Origin of the sequence: uncultured Tenacibaculum sp. (assembly GCF_947495995.1) — a bacterium.
In the GTDB taxonomy this organism is placed as follows: Bacteria; Bacteroidota; Bacteroidia; order Flavobacteriales; family Flavobacteriaceae; genus Polaribacter.
Map to the genome: position 1 here is coordinate 1 of NZ_CANMAX010000038.1, position 386 is coordinate 386.

Below are 386 nucleotides of genomic sequence, written 5' to 3' on the forward strand. Positions count from 1 at the left end.
CTATCAAATATAATCTCTACTGCTGCTGTACTTGATCCGAAACAAACAACTGGTGATGTTTGAGTAACATTGATTAAGTGATCTGGTACCGCTACTACCTCATAGCTTGCACTTAACTCACATCCTGTTACTGGGTGTGTAACTGTTACTGTGTAAATTCCTGCTGATAATCTTGTAGTATTAGTTACACTTACTCCACTATCAACATTGTTTATCGTTTCAACTGCGGCTCCTGTGTTATCTGAAATAACTACTGTAGCTCCGGTTACTGCTAAACTTGATGTAAACTCAATATCAATTAACTCTCCTCCATTGATACAACTAATAGCATCATTCTGTGTCGGTGTAATACTTTGTAACTCATCAAATGCATTGATAACTGTGAT

General features: G+C 36.8%; 1 protein-coding gene. It reads right to left on the reverse strand.

All coding sequences use genetic code 11. The annotated features are described in order from the left end of the window. Positions 1 to 386, reverse strand: a 386-nt coding sequence (locus Q1A15_RS20950) for a hypothetical protein (RefSeq protein WP_299628401.1), incomplete at both ends; no start/stop codon positions are given.